Here is a 21,030-nt window from a genome sequence, read left to right as displayed (position 1 = left end):
GCCGACCGCGGGAATGTGAGATAACTCACTCGATTCGCCGACCCGTCCCCAATGAGCTGCGAGTACAATCATGTCTTGACCAAACAACGTGATGATGCGTTGCACGACACAAGGAGTGATTATGACAGCAGTTGATGCGACCGCTCTCTCTGCCGAGGAGCTTCAGGCCAAGGCCTGGGACGGCTTCGTCGAAGGTGACTGGCAGAAGGATATCGACGTCCGCGACTTCATCCAGAAGAACTACACCCCGTACACCGGTGACGAGTCGTTCCTCGCCAACGCGACGGAGAAGACCAAGCACCTGTGGAAGTACCTGGACGACAACTACCTGGCCGTCGAGCGCAAGCAGCGCGTCTACGACGTGGACACCCACACCCCGGCCGACATCGACGCGTTCCCGGCCGGCTACATCGAGTCCCCGGAGGTCGACAACGTGATCGTCGGCCTGCAGACCGACGTCCCCTGCAAGCGCGCGATGATGCCGAACGGTGGCTGGCGCATGGTCGAGCAGGCCATCAAGGAGGCCGGCAAGGAGCCCGACCCGGAGATCAAGAAGATCTTCACCCGCTACCGCAAGACCCACAATGACGGCGTCTTCGGCGTCTACACCAAGGACATCAAGGTCGCCCGTCACAACAAGATCCTCACCGGTCTGCCGGACGCCTACGGCCGCGGCCGCATCATCGGCGACTACCGTCGTGTGGCCCTGTACGGCGTCAACGCGCTCATCAAGTTCAAGCAGCGCGACAAGGACTCCGTCCCCTACCGCAACGACTTCACCGAGACCGAGATCGAGCACTGGATCCGCTTCCGCGAGGAGCATGACGAGCAGATCAAGGCCCTCAAGAAGCTCATCGTGCTCGGCAACGAGTACGGCCTCGACCTGAGCCGCCCGGCCCAGACCGCCAAGGAAGCCGTGCAGTGGACCTACATGGGCTACCTCGCCTCCGTCAAGAGCCAGGACGGCGCCGCCATGTCCTTCGGCCGCAACTCCGCGTTCTTCGACTGCTACTTCGAGCGCGACCTCAAGGCCGGCCTGATTGACGAGACCGACGCGCAGGAGATCATCGACAACATCGTCATGAAGCTGCGCATCGTCCGCTTCCTGCGCACCAAGGACTACGACAACATCTTCTCCGGCGACCCGTACTGGGCGACCTGGTCCGACGCCGGCTTCGCCGACGACGGCCGTCCTATGGTCACCAAGACCTCGTTCCGTCTGCTCAACACGCTGACCCTCGAGCACCTCGGACCCGGCCCCGAGCCGAACATCACCATCTTCTGGGATCCGAAGCTGCCGGAAGGCTACAAGAAGTTCTGCGCCAAGATCTCCATCGACACCTCGGCCATCCAGTACGAGTCCGACAAGGAGATCCGCAACCACTGGGGCGACGACGCCGCCATCGCCTGCTGCGTCTCCCCGATGCGCGTCGGCAAGCAGATGCAGTTCTTCGCCGCCCGCGTGAACTCCGCCAAGGCCCTGCTGTACGCGATCAACGGCGGCCGTGACGAGATGACCGGCATGCAGGTCATCGACAAGGGCGTCATCGATCCGATCAAGCCCGAGGCCGACGGCACGCTGGACTACGAGAAGGTCAAGGCCAACTACGAGAAGGCCCTCGAGTGGCTGTCCGAGACCTACGTCAAGGCGCTGAACATCATCCACTACATGCACGATAAGTACGCGTACGAGTCCATCGAGATGGCCCTGCACGACAAGGAGGTGTACCGCACCCTCGGCTGCGGCATGTCCGGCCTGTCCATCGCCGCCGACTCGCTGTCCGCCTGCAAGTACGCCAAGGTGTACCCGATCTACAACAAGGACGCCAAGAACGAGCCCGGCCACGAGTACGAGTACGTCGAGGGCGCCGATGACGATCTGGTGGTCGGCTACAAGACCGTCGGCGACTTCCCGATCTACGGCAACGACGACGACCGCGCCGACGACATCGCCAAGTGGGTTGTGTCCACCGTCATGGGCCAGGTCAAGCGCCTGCCCGTCTACCGCGGCGCCGTCCCGACCCAGTCCATCCTGACCATCACCTCCAACGTGGAGTACGGCAAGAACACCGGTTCCTTCCCGTCCCGCCACAAGAAGGGCACCCCGTACGCCCCGGGCGCGAACCCGGAGAACGGCATGGACTCCCACGGCATGCTCCCGTCGATGTTCTCGGTCGGCAAGATCGACTACAACGACGCGCTGGACGGCATCTCGCTGACCAACACCATCACCCCCGACGGCCTGGGCCGCGACGAGGAGGAGCGCATCAACAACCTGGTCGGCATCCTGGACGCCGGCAACGGCCACGGCCTCTACCACGCGAACATCAACGTGTTGCGCAAGGAGACCATGGAGGATGCGGTCGAGCACCCGGAGAAGTACCCGCACCTGACCGTGCGCGTCTCCGGCTACGCGGTGAACTTCGTCAAGCTCACCAAGGAGCAGCAGCTCGACGTCATCTCCCGTACGTTCCACCAGGGAGCCGTCACCGACTGAGATTCGATGACGGTCGCGTGACGCGACACCGATGACGATCCGCTGAGGACCGATGATGAAGGGGTGGGCTTCGTTCCACCCCTTCATCATTGTCCGGATCGCGGTCAGCCGACACGGCCGCCCGCCAGACAACATCACAGAGAACTTCCGTGCATCCAGGGGACAGGAGGACAACGATGCCCGAAACCCAGTTCCGCACCACCACGCGCCACATGCTGCGCGAATCCAAGACATACGCCAAGCAGACCCTCATGGGAGGCCTCTCCGGCTTCGAGTCGCCGATCGGCCTCGACCGCCGCGACCGCATCGCCGCGCTGAAGACCGGCGACATCGGCTTCGTCCACTCGTGGGACATCAACACGTCCGTCGACGGCCCGGGCACCCGCATGACCGTCTTCATGTCCGGATGCCCGTTGCGCTGCCAGTATTGCCAGAACCCCGACACGTGGAAGATGCGCGACGGCAAGCCGGTGTACCTTGACGCGATGGTCAAGAAGATCGACCGGTACAAGGACCTGTTCAAGGCCACGCACGGCGGCATCACGTTCTCCGGCGGCGAGTCGATGATGCAGCCGGCGTTCGTCTCCCGCGTGTTCCGCGCCGCCAAGGAGATGGGCGTGCACACCTGCCTCGACACGTCCGGCTTCCTCAACACCAGCTACACGGACGAGATGATCGAGGACATCGACCTGTGCCTGCTCGACGTCAAATCAGGCGACGAGGAGACCTACCACAAGGTCACCGGCGGCATCCTGCAGCCGACCATCGACTTCGGACAGCGGCTCGCGAAGGCCGGCAAGAAGATCTGGGTGCGTTTCGTGCTCGTGCCGGGACTCACCGACTCCGAGGAGAACGTGGAGAACGTGGCGAGGATCTGCGAGAGCTTCGACGGGGCGGTCGAGCACATCGACGTGCTCGGCTTTCACCAGCTTGGGCGTCCGAAATGGCACGAGCTGCGCATCCCGTACCCGCTCGAGCACCAGAAGGGACCGTCCGCGGCGCTCAAGAAGCGCGTGGTCGAGCAGTTCCAGTCGCACGGCTTCGTCGTGTACTGACAGTGCGCCGCCGCAGCCGGCATGTCTCGGCGTGGCGATGCGACGGTTCGCCGCGCATGTCCGTACGCTTGAGATATGGCAGTGATTCTTCCGTTTGGGACGTCCGGCCCGAAGAAGGGCCGTGCCTCGTCCGGGACGTCGGAGTCGTCCGGACGTCCCCGAGATGCGCTCGCCCACGACGTGCCTGACGCCGTGTGGGCGGCGGTCGAATCGGTGCGTGCCATGCCGTTGGCTGCCGGCGTGCGGTACGAGGAGATCGCCGTGCCGGGAACGCTGGCCGACTACGGCATCGGCGTAGCCGTGACAGCGGCCTCCCCGCAGGCGGATGTCGCGGCGTCCGGCTGGATCATGCTGCTGTATGACCGTGAACTGCGCGACGAGTGGCGGTCCCACTGGCGGTGCGTCGCCTACGCGCGGATGCCGATCGATCCGCGTGAGGACAATGGGCTGGCTCCCGGCCTGTTCTGGGAGGAGATGCTTGCCGCCTTGGACGGCGCGCACGACGGCGATGTGGCCGGCACGGTGACGGTGGAACGCAACACGGCGTTCGGCATCCGCGACGCCGGAATCGGCGCGAGCTGCGAGCTGCGCGCCTCATGGACACCTCTTGCTAGCATGGATGACGGTTCGGATGCGGGCGGCCAGGTTCGGCGTTGGACGCTGCTCGTGAAATCCGCCGTCGACCGTGAGGAGGAAACGTCAGTTGACCGATGAGCCGAGGCTGCAGACGCAGCCACGTTCAGGAGTGCCGGATGTCACCGCGACGTTGGAGGGGTATCGCGAGGCATGCGAGCGTCTCGCCCAGGCAGGCGGCTCGCTCGCCGCGGACGCGGAACGCGCGTCGGGATACCGGTACGGCCATGAGGATTGGCTGGTCCAGTTCAAACGCGAGGGGGCGGGCATCATCCTGCTCGACCCGGTGGCGCTCACGCAGGCGGGGGCCGACTGGAACCTGTTCAACAGGGCGATCGGCAACACCACATGGATCCTGCATGATTCACTGCAGGACCTGCCCGGATTCTCCGAGATCGGCATGACCCCCAAGGCGCTGTTCGACACGGAGATCGCCGCGCGTCTGCTCGGCCTGCACCGCTTCGGGCTCGCGGCCGTCACCGAACGGTATCTTGGCATCACGCTCGCCAAAGAGCATTCGGCGGCCGACTGGTCGTACCGTCCGCTGCCACGCGACTGGCGCAACTATGCGGCGTTGGACGTCGAGCTGCTCATCGAGCTCGAACAGGTCATGACCCGCGAACTCGAGGCGGCAGGCAAAATGGAATGGGCGCGCGAGGAGTTCGAGCATGCGCTCGGCGTCGGATTGGGGCCGCGCCACGCGCATCCGGTGCCGTGGATGCGTATCTCGCACATCACGCGCATCATGCAGGACCATCAGGGGCTCGCCGTCGCCAAGGCCCTGTGGGAGCGACGCGACGAGCTGGCCCGGCAGTACGACATCGCGCCGGGACTGCTATTGTCGGACGACTCGATCATCGAAGCGGCGACGGTCAAGCCGCACAACGCGCGCCAGTTCCGCGCGGTCCGTTCGCTCAACGAGCGCGTGCGCATCCAGACCGGCGGCGAACAGGACAAGATGTTCGAACGCTACGCGCCGATCCAGCGCAAGGTCAAGCCGTCCGTCTGGCGTGAGACGATCCGCCAGGCGCTGGAACTCAAGCCCTCCCAGTGGCCGCATGTGCCGACGCCGCCCGCCGACGAGCAGCATGCCAACGCGCCCAAGTCCATGCGGCAGTGGCAGACCAGGCATCCGGCGCGGTACCAACGTCTGATGGCCGTGCGTCAGGCGATCACGCAGATCGCCGACGACACCCGCACGCCCGCCGAGGTGATCATCAAGCCGCAGATCGTGCGCAACCTGTGCTGGAAGGACGATCCGCGGCGTCTGGACGTGGCGGAATTCCTCAAAGCGCAAGGCGCTCGCGACTGGCAGGTGAAGCTGATCGCAGCGTCCGTAAGTCGCGTTATCATGTAGAGGTTGCCTAGAGGCAGATGAAGTACACATACGACTTTTCAGGAGCGCAAGCGTGAAAATCAGCGTTAGGAATCTCGAACCCACCAAGGTCAAGCTCACCATCACCGTTGACCCGGAGGAGTTCAACCCGTATCTGGACGCCGCCCGCAAGGAGATCGGCAAGCAGGTGAACGTCCCCGGCTTCCGCAAGGGTCACGTTCCCGGCAAGATCATCGACCAGCGCATCGGCTTCGCGGCCGTCGCCGGCGAGGCTGTGGACCACGCCGTCCCGGAGCTGTACTCCAAGGCCCTCGAGGAGAAGCAGATCCACCCGATGGCCCAGCCGGAGATCGACGTCGTGGACGTCCCCGCCTCCGCCAAGGACGAGACCAAGCTCAAGTTCACCGCCACCGTCGAGCGTCGCCCCGACATCGAGCTGCCGGAGATTGACGGCGTTGAGATCGACGTGCCGCAGGCGCAGGTCACCGACGAGGACGTCGACCGCCGCCTCGAGGCGCTGCGCCAGCGCTTCGGCACCCTGGTCGGCGTGGACCGTCCGGCCGCCAAGGGCGACTTCGCCAACATCGACCTGAACGCCGAGATCGACGGCGAGTCCGTCGACTCCCAGGAGGGCGTGAGCTACGAGCTCGGTTCCGGCACCATGCTGGACGGCCTCGATGAGGCGCTCGAAGGCCTGTCCGCCGGCGAGGAGACCTCCTTCGAGTCCACCCTGCAGGGCGGCGAGCACGAGGGCCAGAAGGCGCTCGTCAAGGTCAAGGTCAACTCCGTGAAGGCCGAGGAGCTGCCGGAGCTGAACGACGACTTCGCGCAGGACGCCTCCGAGTTCGACACGCTGGACGAGCTCAAGGCCGACATCCGCAAGCAGGCCGCGCAGGACGCCGAGGGCCGTCAGGCCACCCAGGCGCGCGACGCCTTCATCGCCAAGCTCGAAGAGGGCCTGGAGATCCCGGTGCCGAAGGGCGTCAAGGCCGAGCTGGTCGAGCAGCAGCTCAAGAACGTGACCGCCGACCCGGCCAACGCGACCGACGAGCAGAAGGCCGACGCCGAGAAGCAGGTCGAGAAGGAGCTCGTCGACCAGATGGTCCTCGACGCACTCGCCCAGAAGCTGGACGTCCAGGTCTCCCAGGCCGACGTGTTCAACTTCCTCGCCTCCATCGCCCAGCAGTACGGCATGGATCCGAACGCCTTTATCCAGGCCATCGTGAAGAACGGCCAGCTCGGCTCCGCCGTGCAGGAAGTCGGCCGCTCCAAGGGCCTGCTCGCCGGCATGCGCGCCGTCAAGTTCGTCAGCAACGGCGAGCCGCTCGACCTGAGCGCGTTCCTCGGCGAGGCCGCTGAGGACGAGGAGAGCGAGTCCGTCGAGGCCGCCTCCGCCGCTGCCGCCGTGGCCGATGAGCTCGCCAACAAGGACGACGAGAACACCGCCGACGCCGAGTGAGCCATTGACGGGACTGCTGTCCCGGTGATTCGCTGAGAGGGTTTGGAATCTTCGGATTCCAAACCCTCTTTTTGTGTGCGGTGCCGATGCGGTGTCGGTGGCGTGCAAGATGCACAATGTGCAGTTTACGGATTTCCGAACTACACAATGTGCGCCCTAAGGTACACAATCCGGATATGGCGTCCACATATCCATTACATTGTGACAGCAGCATACACATTGTGTATCTTGGGGTAAGGTCTGTTCAGGCCGGAACAGAAGCGAGCGGAACGAGAGAACGGGGTAACGGCATGACGGATACGCGTACGGACGCGAATACGCGCAAGAACGCAAGATGGAAGCGTCTCGGCTGGCTGACCGTGGCCGTATTGGGGCTTGGCGCGCTGATCGGCGCGGGAGCCGGGCTGCTGACCCTGCTGCTGTACCGTGTCGAAGAGCTCATGCTCGGCTATGTCGAAAGCCAGTCGGTCCCCGGACCGTTCCATGTCCCCGCGCTGCGCCGCATCATCTCGGTGACCGCAGGCCTGTCCATCGCAGGCGTCATCTGGTGGCTGCTGCGCACGAAAACCATGAAGGTGCCGTCGGTGAAGAAGGCGGTCGCGGGGGAGCGGATGCCGTTCTGGCAGACGATCGTGCACGTGGTGCTGCAGATCTTCATCGTCGGCTCCGGTGCGTCGATCGGACGCGAGGTTGCGCCGCGCGAACTGGGTGCCATGCTGGCGCAACGCTTCTGCGACCTGTTCCACCTGGACCGCGTGGACACTCGCGTGGTCGTCGCGGTCGCGGCGGGTGCGGGTCTCGGCGGCGTCTACAATGCGCCGCTCGCCGGCATGTTCTTCGCCGTGGAGATCCTGCTGGCCGAGGTGACGATCGAGAAGGTCGCGTTCGGATTGGGGATGTCGGCGATGGCGGCGTTCGTGGCGGCCGCCATCAAAGGCCATCACGTGTTTTATGACATCACGGTCATGCAGGACGATTCGACGCCGACGCTCATGCTCGCCGCGCTGCTGCTCGGCGCGCTTGCCGGCGTGGCGGGCGCGTGGTTCCGTCGCGGCGCTCAGTGGGCCGAATCGCATAAGCCCAAGGGCGCGGCGATCCTGTGGCAGATGCCGTTGGCCGGCGTGCTGACCGGCATCGTCGCCGTCGTGCTGCCGCAGATCATGGGCAATGGCCGCGCCGCCGCGCAGATCGGCTTCAGCACGGTCTCAATGGATGAGGGCCGGTCGATCGCCAGGCTCATCAACGACCGCAGTGTCTTGTTCGGCTCCGGGGCCGGTGATGCGAGCACGTCGGACGGCTTGTCGCCATGGCAGTCGATGGGTTTGACGTCACGGCAGGGCGAGCTGATCATCGTCATGATGGTGCTGGTGCTCACATTGCTTTTCAAGGCTGTGGCCACGCTGCTCACCATTCGTTCCGGCGCGTCCGGCGGCGTGCTGCAGCCCGGCATCGCGCTCGGTTCGATCATCGGCGCGATATTCGGCATCTTCTGGGCGATGGCGTTCCCGGCCGATTCGGTGACCGCCTGCGCGCTGATCGGCGCGGCCGCCTTGCTTGCCGCCTCGCAGCAGGCGCCGCTCATGGCCATGTGCCTGGTCATGGAGCTCACCGAAGCGCCGATCGGGTTCTTCGTGCCGGTCGGGTTGGGTGTGGCCGTCTCCGCGCTCGTGTCCAGCACGTTGCTTCGCAAGGTCGACGCTGCAGTGGAACGGTAGCCGTCCGCCGCGCCTTCGCTATGCGGGTAGCCGAAAACGGCGCGAAACCGCGGCGGCGGTCAGCTCGAACGGGTAATGTAGCTAAACGTAATGTTGTATGAATCAAGGAGATAAGGTGGCAGATTTGCTGACATCGTCCCCGGTCATGGCCGAAGGCGACATGCCGACCATGCCGGACCCGATTTTCAACAGGTTGCTCAAGGACCGCATCATCTGGATGGGCGAAGAGGTCAAGGACGACATGGCCAACCGCATCTGCGCGCAGATGCTCATGCTGGCCGCCGAAGACCCGAAGAAGGACATCTGGCTGTACATCAACTCGCCGGGCGGCTCCATCACCGCCGGCATGGCCATCTACGACACCATGCAGCTCATCGAGCCGGACGTGGCGACCGTGGGCCTCGGCATGTGCGCGTCCATGGGCCAGTTCCTGCTGAGCTCCGGCACGCCGGGCAAGCGGTTCCTCACCTCGCATGCGCGCGTGCTCATGCACCAGCCTTCGGGCGGCATCGGCGGCACCACCACCGACGTGCGCATCAACGCCGAGCTCATCATGGACATGAAGAAGACCCTCGCCGAACTGACCGCCAAGCAGACCGGCCACACCGTCGAGGAGATCTACCGCGACAACGAGTACGACCACTGGTTCACCGCGGAGGAGGCGCTGGAGTACGGCTTCGTCGACAAGCTCGTCTCCACGCCCGACACCATCCACGCTGACGAGGCCGCAGGCGCGGCCGCCGAGAAGAAGGGGGAGTGACCATGGCATCCGAGGAAGCGAAGTTCGTCCAGCGCGCCGACCGTCTCGCCGGAGCGCGCGGCGTCGTCGGCTTCATGCCCGCCGAGGCGCGCGCCCGCGCGTTCGCCCAGCCGCAGGACCGCTACGTGCTGCCGCAGTTCGCGGAGAAGACGCCGTACGGCATGAAGACGCAGGACCCGTACACCAAGCTGTTCGAGGACCGCATCATCTTCATGGGCGTGCAGGTCGATGACACGTCCGCCGACGACATCATGGCCCAGCTGCTCGTGCTCGAGTCCCAGGACCCGAACCGCGACGTCATGATGTACATCAACTCGCCCGGCGGCTCCATGACCGCCATGACCGCGATCTACGACACCATGCAGTACATCAAGCCCGACGTGCAGACCGTGTGCCTCGGCCAGGCCGCCTCCGCCGCGGCCATCCTGCTGGCCGCCGGCGCCAAGGGCAAGCGACTCATGCTGCCCAACGCGCGCGTGCTCATCCACCAGCCGGCCATCGACCAGGGGTTCGGCAAGGCCACGGAGATCGAGATCCAGGCCAAGGAGATGCTGCGCATGCGCGAGTGGCTCGAGAACACGCTCGCCAAGCACACCGGCCAGGACGTCGAGAAGATCCGCAAGGACATCGAGGTCGACACGTTCCTCACGGCCCAGGAGGCCAAGGAGTACGGCATCGTCGACGAGGTGCTCGAACACCGGTCGTGACCGGTCGGAATGTGACGATTGACGCTGGTGCGTCCGTTTCCGGAAAACTCCGGGGCGGACGCACCTTCGCGTATCGGCGGCGGCTTCGCCGGCGAAGCCGACTGCGTTCCTCGGCCCCCTCGGTGGAGGGGGCTGTCGGCGAAGCCGACTGGGGGAGCGTCTCAGGAAGCGTCAATCATATGGCGCGACTGCACGCAACGAACTGACAGCACAATGGAGGAAGCGGACGCATGGGCCGTGTGGTGAGCTATAACGAGGACGTGCCCCGCTGCACGTTCTGCGGCAAGACCGAGCATCAGGTACGCAAGCTGGTCGCGGGACCGTCCGCGTCGATCTGCGACGAGTGCATCGAGCTGTGCGTGGACATCATCTCCGAGGAGCGCGAACGCAACGCCGAAGTCAACGCGCTGAAACTGCCCAAGCCGGTCGAGATCAGCGCGTACCTCGACCGGTACGTCATCGGTCAGGCGGCGGCCAAGCGCACGCTCGCCGTGGCCGTGTACAACCATTACAAACGCGTCAACATGGAGCTGCGCGAGGCCGCCGGGCAGTTCGGCGGGCATGGACGGCACAGCGGCCAAGGTGCCGCCGCCGGCGCGGCTTCGGGCGCGCGGTCGGGCGCGGCAGGCCGCCGGCGCAATGCCGACCCGTTCGCCGACGTCGAGGTCGCCAAGTCGAACATCCTGCTGCTCGGCCCCACCGGCGTGGGCAAGACGTACCTTGCCCAGTCGCTCGCGCGGGTCATGAACGTGCCGTTCGTCATCACCGACGCGACCACCCTCACCGAGGCCGGCTATGTCGGCGACGACGTGGAGACCGTGCTGCAACGGCTCATCGCCGCGGCGGACGGCGACGTCGAACGGGCGCAGCACGGCATCGTCTACATCGACGAGATCGACAAGATCGCACGCAAAAGCGGCGAGAACACGTCGATCACACGCGACGTCTCCGGCGAAGGCGTCCAGCAGGCGCTGCTCAAGCTGCTGGAAGGCACCATCGCGTCCGTGCCGGTCGAAGGCACGCGCAAGCACCGCGACCAGGAGACGGTCACCATCGACACGCGCGGCATCCTGTTCATCTGCGGCGGCGCGTTCGTGGGCCTTGACGACATCATCGCCAAGCGGCTGGGCCGGCATGAAAGTGGTTTCGGCGCCTCATGGCACGAGCATGAGGTCAAACCCGAGGAATTGCTCGGCCAGGTGAGCGCCGACGACCTCGCCGAATTCGGTCTGCTGCCGGAGTTCATCGGCAGGCTCCCGGTGACCAGCGTGCTGCAGAATCTGAGCGAGCGGGACCTTGGGCGCATCCTCACCGAGCCGCAGAACGCGCTCGTCAAGCAGTACCGTAAGCTGTTCGCCGCCGACGGGGTCGACCTTGCGTTCACCGAGGAGGCGGTCGCCGAAATCGCGAAGACCGCCATCGCGCGGGGCGTGGGCGCGCGAGGGTTGCGGTCGATCATCGAGAAGACGCTGGAACAGACCATGTTCGAGCTGCCGAGCGTCGATGACGTCAGCCAGGTAATCGTGGATGCGGCGTCGGTTCGTGGCGAAAGCGCACCGAAATTGGTGCGGCGTGAGGATGCGGCCGTGCGGCGTCGAGTGGCGTGAACAGGGCGTGAACGCTTGGAAAATAGCGCGACACGCCGAAGTTTGCGATGATGGCTGAGCTGTTGTATCTTATACGAGTTGCCGAAAACAAGACAACATGCGCCAGTAGCCCAATGGATTAGAGCAGCTGACTACGGATCAGCAGGTTGCAGGTTCGAATCCTGTCTGGCGCACGAGCCGCGAAGTGATTTGCGGTGTGCGTATAACTGAACATGATATGCGCGTTGCGCCAGTAGCCCAATGGATTAGAGCAGCTGACTACGGATCAGCAGGTTGCAGGTTCGAATCCTGTCTGGCGCACAAAAAGCCCTTGAAAGCGAATGCTTCCAAGGGCTTTTCCAATTTCCGGGTTGCGCGGCGTGGCGTCGGGGAGTGCGGCGTACGGCGTGTCGCGCGGCACGGGTCGTGTGGCGCGTCGCGTCGTCAACGCACCGTACTCATATGGGCCGTTCCGGGTGCGGTCGGTTGTGATTATCTGACGGAACGTACTCGGGAGTGGATTTCGAGTACGTTTGGTTGTCTTTTCTCTGACGGAACGTACTCGTAGCGGGTAGTTTGAGTACGGTCCGTTGAGAATTGCCGACGGACCGTACCCGTGCAAACGTTTGCGGGTACGGTTCGTTGCAAAAGCCATGACGGACCGTACCCGTACCGGTGTCTATGAGTACGGTCGGTTGACGGTTTCATGACGAACCGTACTCGTGAGTCGCGCTCCGGGTACGGTCGGTTATGCGGTATCATGGTGACGTTTGTGTCCAATCGAGTCAATCGAGCCGTCAAAGGAGCAGCCGTGTACGATTTCCATTCCATGGTCGAGCGTCGGAGAACCACCTCGGAGAAGTGGCATCTTATCGAGGAGGACATGGGTCCCGGCAGCGAGGATGTTATCGCGATGTCCGTCGCAGACATGGAGTTCAAGCCGGCTCCTGAAATCGTCGATGCGCTGGTGCGCGCCGCGCAAAACGACGTGTTCGGCTACGACTACGCCACCGACGACTATCTTGCGTCAGTGACCGGCTGGATGAAGCGCCGGCACGGCTGGCAGGTCGAGCCGCAGACCATCCGACTGTCCGACGGCGTGATGCCGGCGGTGAACACCGCGCTGCGGGCCGTCACCCGCCCCGGTGACAAGGTGATCATCCAGGAGCCTGTCTATTACCCGTTCCGCTTCGCCGCCGAACGCAACGGCCTGACCATCGAGAACAACGAGCTCGTGCAAGACGCGCAGGGCCGTTACATCATGGATTTCGACGACCTCGAGGCCAAGGCGAGTGACCCGCGCTGCACGGCGATGCTCCTGTGCAACCCGCATAATCCGGTCGGCCGCGTATGGAGTGAGGACGAGTTGAGGCGCGTCGGCGACATCTGCATCAGGCACGGGGTCGTCGTCCTCGCCGACGAGATCCACGCCGACTTCGCCTACCCGGGCCACGAGGTGACGATGTTCGGCACGCTGGGGGAACGGTACGCCGAGCATTGCTTCGAGTTCACCGCACCCACCAAGACCTTCAACCTGGCAGGTCTCGCCTGCTCGAACGCGGTCATCGTGAACCCCGGCCTGCGCCGTCGGTTCGACATCGCCGCCGACAACATCGCCGGCCTTACCGTCAGCCACTTCGGCCTCGTTGCCTGTCAGGCGGCGTACGATCGTGCCGGAGCATGGCTTGACGAGCTGCTCACGGTGCTGGCAGGCAACCTCGCCATGCTTCGCGCGTTTGTGCAGCGCACGGACGGGTTGCGCCTCGTGGAACCGGAGGGCACGTACCTGGCGTGGCTGGACTGCCGTGGTCTGGGCTTCGATACCGACGAGAAGCTGCGCGACTTCATGCGCGAGCGGGCCCGCGTGTACTTCGACGAGGGTGTGCTGTTCGGCCGTTCCGGCTCCGGATTCGAGCGCGTGAACCTCGCGTGCCCGCCTCAGCTGCTGCAGCAGGTGCTGGACTCCATGGGGAAGGCGCTCGCCGGTCGGCAGGGGTGATGATTCGGCGGGTGCGTTGCCGCTGCGAATGGCGTTTGTTGACACTGGGCCGGTGAAGTGAGGGGCATCCGCGTGCCGCGCGGCTTTGAATGCCGCGGCACGCGGATTGTTTGTTTGTAGGGCGCATGGTTTACCATAGTACATACGTTCTTTAGAACATGTGTTGCATATGGTTGGTGGGTGTGACACTAGCGAGTGTCACACTGATGACATGACACTGATGATATGACACAGGCGATGTGCGGGTCCGCACGGTAATGCCGCGTGAGGAGTCGATCATGCGGGGAAAGGAGGGGCCATGAACCGGTTGAAACGCTTTGGGGCAGCTGCGCGCCGAGTGGCCGAGTCGGATCGCATATCCGGATTGATCATGCTGTCGTTCGCACTGTTCGGCCTGATCTTCGCGAACCTGCCCGCGACCTATCATGTGTTCGAGTCGCTGGCGGAGACGCAGGTCGGCATAGCCGGCACGAACCTGGTGCTGCCGATCGGGCATTGGGCGCAGGACGGGTTGCTGACCGTGTTCTTTTTGACCGTCGGCCTCGACCTCAAACAGGAGCTGACCACTGGGTCCCTGGCGAATCCGAAGGCCGCGGCGGTGCCCATGCTGTGCGCGGTGGGTGGCATGTTGGCTCCTCCCGTGCTGTTCAGTGCCGTCATCATGCTGTTCTCCCGCTATGCGCCGCCGGCCCCGGGATGGGTGACCATCACCGGGGGCGAGACCGTGCCGTTCGCCGAAGCCATTCAGGGATGGGCGGTCCCGACCGCCACGGACATCGCGTTCTCGCTGGCCGTGCTCGCCTTGTTCGCCAAGGCGTTGCCGGGGTCGATCCGCGCGTTCCTGATGACGCTCGCCACCGTGGACGATCTGCTGGCCATCATCCTCATCGCGGTGTTCTTCTCCTCGCTGAACGCATGGTACTGGTTCATCGGCATCGCCGCATGCGCGGTCGTCTGGGCGTTCCTGGTGAGGCTGCGCAAGGTGCCATGGCTGCTGGTGGGCTTGGTGGGCATCCTCGCATGGGTGATGATGTTCGAAGCCGGCGTGCATCCCACGCTGGCAGGCGTGCTGGTCGGCCTGCTCACGCCGTCCCGCGAATGCTACGGTGAGGCGACGCCGCGAGCGGAACGATATGCCGGCAAGCTGCAGCCGATATCGGCGCTGATCGCCCTGCCGGTGTTCGCTCTGTTCGCCACCGGCGTGCATTTCGCCGAACTGACGCCGGCGCTGATGACCTCGCCGATCGTGATCGGCATCATCGTGGCGCTCGTGGTGGGCAAACCCTTGGGCATCATGGTCACCGCCTGGCTCGCCACGCATGTGGGCGGTCTCGCCATGCCCAAGGGGCTGCGCGTACGTGACATGTTCCCTGCGGCCTGCGCCTGCGGCATCGGTTTCACCGTCTCGTTCCTCATAGCATCACTGGCATACGCCGACGCCGAGCTGTCGGCGGAAAGCAGGTTCGGCGTACTCGCCGCCTCGCTGATCGCCGCACTCATCTCCGGCATACTGCTGAGCCGGCAGTCACGCCGATACGAGTTGGAGGCTGCGGACGACGAAAGGCGGCAATGACGGCAAAGACCTTGAAAACTACGGCCAATGCCTGCTAGCGTCTGCGTACAGAAGGACGCAGACGGAACTGGAGATGAATTCTCGGCCAATTCACAGCCGGACGGCATCGGCAGGCCGTGATGCCGATAATCGGTCTGATAGGTTGAGATATCTGGTGGAATGGTGAAATCATAGAGCGCAAGGCATCGATACGCCGAACGACGACGATGCAGCGCGCGGATACCGGATGCCGACGGCGAACGAAGAGGAGCGACGATGTCGAAGACAACGAAAGCAGAAAAGCCGGGAAAGGCGGATAAGACCGCAAAAGACGGCAAAAAAGCAAAGAAGGCCAGCAAGAAGGCGGCGCGCAAAGTGGCCGAGGCCATGGCGAACAACGCCTTGAACGAGATCATCGAGGAGACCCGGGCGCAATGGGAGGACCGGCATCCGGGAGACGACGATCAGACACGCGGAAAGGAGATCATGAGCGACATCCAACAGCGGCAATCCGACGAGCCGGACGACACGCTGGATTCAGAAGGCATCGAAATGCTGGAAGACGAGGCGTCACAGAACGACGCATCCCCGTTGGGCGACACCTATCATCGGGGGCCTGTGATTCTGCGCGGGCCTATGATCCCCAAGGACAACACCACCGCGAACCTGCTGAAGGCACAGCAGGCCACGGAATGGCTGCACATGGACCCGTGGCGCGTGCTGCGCATCCAATCCGAATTCGTGGACGGATTCGGCGCACTCGCCGAACTCGGACCCGCGGTCTCCATCTTCGGATCCGCCCGCACGCCGCGCACAGACCCGGACTACAAGGCGGCCCGGCGCATGGGCAAAGGGATCGCCAAGCACGGTGTGGCGGTCATCACCGGCGGTGGACCCGGCATCATGGAGGCGGCGAACAGGGGAGCGGCGCTCGCAGGAGGCAAATCGGTGGGCCTCGGCATCGAACTGCCCCACGAGCAGGGACTCAACCAGTGGGTGAACCTCGGCATGAGCTTCCGCTACTTCTTCGTGCGCAAGACCATGTTCGTGAAATACTCGTCCGGCGTAATCGTATGCCCGGGAGGATTCGGCACCTTCGACGAGATGTTCGAACTGCTCACGCTCGTGCAGACCCACAAGGTGATGTCCATGCCGATCGTGCTGTACGGCACGGAATACTGGCGCGGGCTGTTCGAATGGCTAACCTCGACCGTCCAGGGGCATGGCATGATCTCGCCGCTCGACCCGAACCTGGTGCTCATCACCGACGACACCGATGAGGCGGTCGAAGTGGCTGTCAGCGCGATTCGCCGATAACGGCCGCAAGCTGCGCGCCGGGCGAGTCCGGCAAGAGCCACCAGCCCGGCATATCACATCATCGTCATGCTGGTACATGCCGTATATCCGCGGCCTTATATCCGCGAATATATACGGCATGTATCAGCGCTTCACGGCGACGAGCATGCCCGTGCCGATCGCCGTAAGCGCCGAATCGAACCGGTCATCGGCCTCCACGGTATCCAACAGCTGGCGCATGGCCGTCGCCTTCTCGCTGCGGTCGGCGGGATTCAGCACGCCGCCATTGGCCGCCTCGTCATCGAAGGCGAGCATATCGCAGAACACGATGACACCATGCGGCTTCAGCAGCCGCGGAGCCTGGGCGAACGTGTCCGCATAATTGGCGGCGTCGCCGGAGACGACAATCAGGTCATAATCGGCGCCGTTCAACCGAGGCAGAAACACGCTAACCGGCGCGTTCACGGCACGAAGGGTCGTCTGCATGGCATCGGCCAACGCCAGAAACATGCGGCGGATGAATGCAATGCCCTGCGACGATGAATCCACGGCGGTCAACTGGCCGGAACCGTCAAGCGCATCCAGCAGCTGCAGGATCTCCACGACCGACCCGGAGCCGACGGTGATCACCGAAGCGCTGCGCGTCATCACCGCAAGCATGCGCAGGAACTCCGCCTGAGCCGCCGAACCCTGGTTGAGCCCCGCCTCCTCGGCCTGCACGCGGATGCCCGCCAAGGTCTCATGCTGACGGGCATAGGCATGATCCTCCACAAATTCCCATGCCTTGGCGAGATTCGTATACGACGTCTTATCCATAGCCTTCACTCTAACGATGATGGTTCACGATCATGCATGGCGTCCCATACGACGGTCCACCGCATGTTCGGGAACAACGGTTCCGGTCAGCGCTCCCTGACCTTGGCGACAATCTGCCACATCTCCTCGCCCACATCAATGCCACGCGGGCAATGCCGCGAACAGGCGCGCACCGACTGGCAGGCGGCCACGCCGTCAGCCGTATCGATCGCGTCAAGCCGGGTGTCCAACGCGGTGTCACGTGAATCATTGACGAAACGGGAGGCGGCAATCAGCGCCGCCGGTCCGATGAACGCGTCACCGCCGGCGAACACCGGGCAGGAACCCTCGCACACGCCGCAGGCGATGCAGTTGCTCAGCATCTCGTATTTCGTCAGTTGCTCCGGATTCTGCAGATACTCGAACACATCCACCTTGCCTTCCGCAGTGGTGGCGAGCACGCCATCCGCCTGCAGATACGGCTTGAGCTTGCGAATCTGATCGAGCATGGGGTCGATGTCGGCGATCAGGTCACGCTGCACCGGGAATCCCGGCAGCGGCGACAGTTCGATGACGCCAAGGTCATTGGCGGCACCGCCGTCAGCCGGCGTCTCACCGGAAGCGGCCTCGTCTGTGGCATCATCGCCGGTGTGGCGGAATCCTTCCGCATCCGTCTGCGCGAACTGGTTCGGTCGCTTCGCCCAATCCTTCACACCTGCGGTGCACAGCAGCGTCGGCGTGCCGTTGATGGCCACGGCGTCAGAACCGCACATGCCATGCCCGCACGAATAGCGGAATGCCAGCGTCGGGTCAAGGGTGCGCTTGATGGTCAGCAGGCAGTCGAGCACCGTGTCCTCGGGGCGCACGGTCAGCGTGTAATCCTGCGTCCAATGCTTGCCGCGCGGCCTGCGGTTACGGGAGGAGGCGGATCCGCCGCCGAACGGGGAACCGCCCCGCCGCGCCTTGGCGAACGGGGAGCCTCCCCGTGCGGCGCGCTCACGCTCGGGGCGCGGCGTGAACCTGTTCACGCGCACGGTCACCGTAGCCAGCGCATTGTCCATGCCGGTCATATCGCAACAGCCTCCCTCACCACAAGAATCGACATCATATTGTGCCATAAGCCATATCCCGCAAAACGGCCGCGGCGCAGACGCCCCATGACGCCCGCGCCGCGGCCCCGTCCATTGATTCCGAGAGCCTCAGTATTCGCGGTCCTTCGGCGGGAAATCAACGATGTGCACAGGCTGCCAGCGCACATCATGAAGCCGCTCGTCATCGGTATGCTGGGCGGCCGGCGAAGCCAACGCGGTCATGGAATGGGCAAGGAACCGCCTATCGTCACGCGCCGGATAGTCAAGGCGCATCAGCGAGCCGCGGGACTCGTGCCGTGCGTCGGTGGCGTCAAGCATCGCGTCGGCGAGCATCACCAGATGACGCGCCTCCCAGATGGCGGTGACCTCCTGATTGAACGCCGCGACATCGCTGTGCGCATGCAAGGCGACGGCGCGCGGCATCAGATCGTCGTGCAGCGTCCGGCGCGCGGCCTCGATGGTCTGCGCGCTGCACCGGACGGCGAGCGCCTGCTCCATGACCCGGCCAAGGTCGGCCAGCAGCCGGTACGGATTGTCGTCGGCAGCCGAGCCGTCAGCCGTCGCGCCGTACGCATCGTTTTCGGCAGCGCTATCGTCGTCGGCCGGCTTGGCCGCGGTGAGCAGCTCATTGAGTTCTCTCTTGCGCAACGTCGAGGCGGTGTCCAAGCTGTCGACTTCGGTAGCGGCATCGGCGACGTCATCGTTGGTCGGATCGGCGGCCGGGGCCTCTGCGATGCGTTCCGCCATACGCGTGCCGGCGCGCGTGCCGAACAGGCAGGCGTCGAGCAGCGAGTTGCCGCCCAGACGGTTCGCGCCGTGCACCGAGACGCACGAGCATTCGCCGGCTGCGAACAGGCCGTCGACGATCGTGCGACCGTCGACGCCGTCAACGTCCGCCGTCCAACGGTAGGCTTCGCCGTCCGTATCGATGGGTATTCCGCCCATCGTGTAATGGGCTGTCGGCTTGACCGGAACCCAGTCGGTCGCCGGGTCGATGCCCGCATACTCGCGGATCGTCTCCACCACCTGCGGCAGCACCGCCTCCATATGGTCACGGTCGATGCCGGTCAGATCAAGCCAGACGCAATCCTTCGGCCCCTGCGGGTCCTTCGGATCCGCCACGCCGCGGCCGGCGTCGATCTCCGCCATGATCGAACGGCTCACCACGTCACGCGCCGCCAGATCGCGATGCTCCGGGGCGTACCGTTCCATGAACGCCTCCCCGGAGGCATTGCGCAGCACGCCGCCCTCGGCGCGCGCCGCCTCGGAGAGCAGTATGCCGGTATGGGCGAGCCCCGTCGGATGGAACTGCACGAATTCGATGTCCTCCAGCTGCATGCCTGCCGCCAGCGCCAGCGCCATGCCGTCGCCGGTCAGGTCCCACGAGTTCGACGTCGTGTGGAACAGCCGTCCGGCGCCACCGGTGGCCAGCAGCACATTGCGCGCGTGCACGGCATGGACCTCGCCGGAATGCGTGTCATAGGCGACCACGCCCGCCACATGGGCGCCGCCATCATCGGATCCGTCCAGCACCAGGTCGGTCACATACCATTCCTCGGCGAACGTCACGCCCGCCGCCACGCACTGCTGCCATAAGGTATGCAGGATCTGATGGCCGATACGGTCGGCGGCGTAGGCGGCGCGGCGCACCGGCTGCCCACCGAAATCCGCGGTGTGGCCGCCGAAGCGGCGCTGCGCGATGTGCCCGTCCGCGGTGCGCGAGAACGCCACCCCCTGACGTTCCAGATTGATGACGGTCTGCGGCGCATACTCGGCCAGCAGCTTCGCCGCGTCCTGGTCGACCAGCCAGTCGCCGCCCTTGACGGTGTCGAAATAATGCCAATGCCAGTCGTCATGCTCCACATTGCCCAGGCTCGCGGCAATGCCGCCCTCCGCCGAACCGGTGTGCGAGCGCAACGGCTGCAGCTTCGAGATCACCAGGATCCTCGGCTCGATCCCGCTCGCCCTCATCTCCTCGATGGCGGGGGAGCGGAGCGCCCCCAACGCCGCGGACAGGCCGGCCGCACCCGCGCCGACGATCACCGCATCATACATGTCTTCCAACTGCTTCGGACTCATACCCCTCATTGTCACATAAGGCCGGACCACAGGCCTGCCATGCGGCTAGAGTGAAGAGCCATGAGCAGTCACGAACACCATGCGGGCAACCCGTCTTTCAACGAACTGGTGTACGCCGTCGTGCGGCGCATCCCGCGCGGCAAGGTCGCCACCTACGGGCAGGTGGCGGCGCTCGCCGGCAGGCCGCGCAACGCCCGCTTCGTAGGCTTCGCGCTGCACGCGAACCCGCAGCCGGGCGTCATTCCCTGCCATCGGGTCGTCTTCCGCGACGGGTCGCTCGCCCCCGGCTTCGCGTTCGGCGGCCCGGACCGTCAGCGCGCACTGCTGGAGGAGGAGGGCGTGCGGTTCATCCCGCCCGCCGCAGGGCGAGACAACGCCGGCGACGGCGGGTGGCGAGTCGACCTGGACCGCTGTCAGTGGCAGGCGTGACCGACTTATCGGAGTTCACGATTTGCAGACAGTCGCAAATC

The 21,030-nt window shown here is 64.7% G+C and carries 15 protein-coding genes, 2 tRNA genes and 1 pseudogene; 15 read left to right on the top strand and 3 right to left on the bottom strand.

What is annotated here, in order from left to right; all coding sequences use genetic code 11:
- The first annotated feature begins 121 nt into the window (after positions 1–121).
- The 14 genes and pseudogenes from F7D09_RS07175 (at position 122) to F7D09_RS07110 (ending at position 16,616) form a co-directional block, all read left to right on the top strand.
- Positions 122–2,497 carry a formate acetyltransferase gene (locus F7D09_RS07175; RefSeq protein ID WP_152234716.1) on the top strand — a complete coding sequence of 792 codons (2,376 nt, stop codon included), beginning with the start codon at positions 122–124 and terminating at the stop codon, positions 2,495–2,497.
- 176 nt (positions 2,498–2,673) lie between these two features.
- A complete protein-coding gene (pflA, locus tag F7D09_RS07170) occupies positions 2,674–3,552 on the top strand; it encodes a pyruvate formate-lyase-activating protein (protein ID WP_152234715.1) in 879 nt (292 codons plus the stop codon).
- 75 nt (positions 3,553–3,627) lie between these two features.
- A complete protein-coding gene (locus F7D09_RS07165; protein ID WP_152234714.1) occupies positions 3,628–4,266 on the top strand; it encodes a DUF3000 family protein in 639 nt (212 codons plus the stop codon).
- Positions 4,256–5,542, top strand: a complete 1,287-nt coding sequence (locus tag F7D09_RS07160) for an HRDC domain-containing protein (RefSeq protein WP_152234713.1) — start codon at positions 4,256–4,258, stop codon at positions 5,540–5,542. The genes F7D09_RS07165 and F7D09_RS07160 overlap by 11 nt, the downstream gene beginning before the upstream one ends.
- 52 nt (positions 5,543–5,594) lie before the next feature.
- Positions 5,595–6,980 (top strand): trigger factor, encoded by a 1,386-nt coding sequence (gene tig, locus F7D09_RS07155; RefSeq protein WP_152234712.1) that lies wholly within the window; start codon positions 5,595–5,597, stop codon positions 6,978–6,980.
- A 290-nt stretch (positions 6,981–7,270) separates the two neighbouring features.
- Positions 7,271–8,695, top strand: a complete 1,425-nt coding sequence (locus tag F7D09_RS07150) for a chloride channel protein (RefSeq protein WP_152234711.1) — start codon at positions 7,271–7,273, stop codon at positions 8,693–8,695.
- A 145-nt stretch (positions 8,696–8,840) separates the two neighbouring features.
- Positions 8,841–9,455: an ATP-dependent Clp protease proteolytic subunit gene (locus F7D09_RS07145; RefSeq protein ID WP_376863562.1), complete on the top strand. Its 615-nt coding sequence runs from the start codon at positions 8,841–8,843 to the stop codon at positions 9,453–9,455.
- Between the two features lie 2 nt (positions 9,456–9,457).
- A complete protein-coding gene (locus F7D09_RS07140) occupies positions 9,458–10,162 on the top strand; it encodes an ATP-dependent Clp protease proteolytic subunit (protein WP_152234709.1) in 705 nt (234 codons plus the stop codon).
- Positions 10,163–10,392: 230 nt separating this feature from the next.
- Positions 10,393–11,769, top strand: a complete 1,377-nt coding sequence (gene clpX / locus F7D09_RS07135; RefSeq protein WP_152234708.1) for an ATP-dependent Clp protease ATP-binding subunit ClpX — start codon at positions 10,393–10,395, stop codon at positions 11,767–11,769.
- Between the two features lie 99 nt (positions 11,770–11,868).
- A tRNA-Arg gene (locus F7D09_RS07130) sits at positions 11,869–11,942 on the top strand.
- Between the two features lie 53 nt (positions 11,943–11,995).
- Positions 11,996–12,069 (top strand) — tRNA-Arg (locus F7D09_RS07125).
- 490 nt (positions 12,070–12,559) lie between these two features.
- The gene (locus F7D09_RS07120; RefSeq protein WP_152234707.1) at positions 12,560–13,747 is read left to right on the top strand and encodes a MalY/PatB family protein; all 1,188 of its coding nucleotides are present in this window, start codon (positions 12,560–12,562) and stop codon (positions 13,745–13,747) included.
- A 298-nt stretch (positions 13,748–14,045) separates the two neighbouring features.
- Positions 14,046–15,293, top strand: a pseudogene (locus tag F7D09_RS07115) (Na+/H+ antiporter NhaA); the annotation flags it as partial.
- Between the two features lie 558 nt (positions 15,294–15,851).
- On the top strand, positions 15,852–16,616 hold the full coding sequence (locus tag F7D09_RS07110; RefSeq protein WP_193312377.1) for an LOG family protein: 765 nt from the start codon (positions 15,852–15,854) through the stop codon (positions 16,614–16,616).
- Positions 16,617–16,739: 123 nt separating this feature from the next.
- On the opposite strand, the gene F7D09_RS07105 is transcribed toward F7D09_RS07110, so the two are convergent.
- The 3 genes from F7D09_RS07105 to F7D09_RS07095 all read right to left on the bottom strand — a co-directional run bounded on the left by F7D09_RS07105 (position 16,740) and on the right by F7D09_RS07095 (position 20,560).
- Positions 16,740–17,411: an O-methyltransferase gene (locus tag F7D09_RS07105; RefSeq protein ID WP_152234704.1), complete on the bottom strand. Its 672-nt coding sequence runs from the start codon at positions 17,409–17,411 to the stop codon at positions 16,740–16,742.
- An 86-nt stretch (positions 17,412–17,497) separates the two neighbouring features.
- Entirely contained in the window at positions 17,498–18,460 is a 963-nt protein-coding gene (locus F7D09_RS07100) for a succinate dehydrogenase/fumarate reductase iron-sulfur subunit (protein ID WP_152234703.1), read from the bottom strand.
- A gap of 129 nt (positions 18,461–18,589) precedes the next feature.
- The gene (locus tag F7D09_RS07095) at positions 18,590–20,560 is read right to left on the bottom strand and encodes an FAD-binding protein (RefSeq protein WP_152234702.1); all 1,971 of its coding nucleotides are present in this window, start codon (positions 20,558–20,560) and stop codon (positions 18,590–18,592) included.
- 60 nt (positions 20,561–20,620) lie between these two features.
- On the opposite strand from F7D09_RS07095, the gene F7D09_RS07090 reads away from it, so the two are divergent.
- The gene (locus F7D09_RS07090; RefSeq protein WP_193312376.1) at positions 20,621–20,989 is read left to right on the top strand and encodes an MGMT family protein; all 369 of its coding nucleotides are present in this window, start codon (positions 20,621–20,623) and stop codon (positions 20,987–20,989) included.
- The last annotated feature ends 41 nt before the right edge of the window (positions 20,990–21,030 follow it).

The sequence above is a fragment of the Bifidobacterium leontopitheci genome, from assembly GCF_009193355.1.
Lineage (GTDB): Bacteria > Actinomycetota > Actinomycetes > Actinomycetales > Bifidobacteriaceae > Bifidobacterium > Bifidobacterium leontopitheci.
Note: the sequence above shows the minus strand (reverse complement) of the source record. Positions and strands in the feature narration are given on the sequence as shown.

Excerpts from the sequence above, each read along its gene's own strand:
- F7D09_RS07150 (WP_152234711.1), top strand. The coding sequence starts at position 7,271 with ATGACGGATACGCGTACGGACGCGAATACGCGCAAGAACGCAAGATGG.
- pflA (WP_152234715.1), top strand. The coding sequence starts at position 2,674 with ATGCCCGAAACCCAGTTCCGCACCACCACGCGCCACATGCTGCGCGAA.
- F7D09_RS07175 (WP_152234716.1), top strand. The coding sequence starts at position 122 with ATGACAGCAGTTGATGCGACCGCTCTCTCTGCCGAGGAGCTTCAGGCC.
- F7D09_RS07090 (WP_193312376.1), top strand. The coding sequence starts at position 20,621 with ATGAGCAGTCACGAACACCATGCGGGCAACCCGTCTTTCAACGAACTG.
- F7D09_RS07140 (WP_152234709.1), top strand. The coding sequence starts at position 9,458 with ATGGCATCCGAGGAAGCGAAGTTCGTCCAGCGCGCCGACCGTCTCGCC.
- F7D09_RS07145 (WP_376863562.1), top strand. The coding sequence starts at position 8,841 with ATGGCCGAAGGCGACATGCCGACCATGCCGGACCCGATTTTCAACAGG.
- F7D09_RS07110 (WP_193312377.1), top strand. The coding sequence starts at position 15,852 with ATGCTGGAAGACGAGGCGTCACAGAACGACGCATCCCCGTTGGGCGAC.
- F7D09_RS07100 (WP_152234703.1), bottom strand. The coding sequence starts at position 18,460 with ATGACCGGCATGGACAATGCGCTGGCTACGGTGACCGTGCGCGTGAAC.
- F7D09_RS07165 (WP_152234714.1), top strand. The coding sequence starts at position 3,628 with ATGGCAGTGATTCTTCCGTTTGGGACGTCCGGCCCGAAGAAGGGCCGT.
- clpX (WP_152234708.1), top strand. The coding sequence starts at position 10,393 with ATGGGCCGTGTGGTGAGCTATAACGAGGACGTGCCCCGCTGCACGTTC.
- F7D09_RS07105 (WP_152234704.1), bottom strand. The coding sequence starts at position 17,411 with ATGGATAAGACGTCGTATACGAATCTCGCCAAGGCATGGGAATTTGTG.
- F7D09_RS07095 (WP_152234702.1), bottom strand. The coding sequence starts at position 20,560 with ATGAGTCCGAAGCAGTTGGAAGACATGTATGATGCGGTGATCGTCGGC.